The 237-nt window shown below is 56.5% G+C and carries 1 rRNA gene; it reads left to right on the top strand.

Annotation, left to right across the window (positions count from 1 at the left end):
- A 16S ribosomal RNA gene (locus KJS63_RS25990) occupies positions 1-237 on the top strand; the annotation flags it as partial.

The raw sequence follows: 237 nt of genomic DNA, 5'->3' as shown, positions 1-237 counted from the left end.
GGAGGCAGCAGTAGGGAATCTTCCGCAATGGACGAAAGTCTGACGGAGCAACGCCGCGTGAGTGATGAAGGTTTTCGGATCGTAAAGCTCTGTTGCCAGGGAAGAACGTCCGGTAGAGTAACTGCTACCGGAGTGACGGTACCTGAGAAGAAAGCCCCGGCTAACTACGTGCCAGCAGCCGCGGTAATACGTAGGGGGCAAGCGTTGTCCGGAATTATTGGGCGTAAAGCGCGCGCA

The sequence above is a fragment of the Paenibacillus sp. J22TS3 genome, from assembly GCF_018403205.1.
Lineage (GTDB): Bacteria > Bacillota > Bacilli > Paenibacillales > Paenibacillaceae > Fontibacillus > Fontibacillus tuaregi.
The sequence above is the reverse complement of the archived record's forward strand: the minus strand, read 5'-3'. Positions and strand labels throughout refer to the sequence as shown.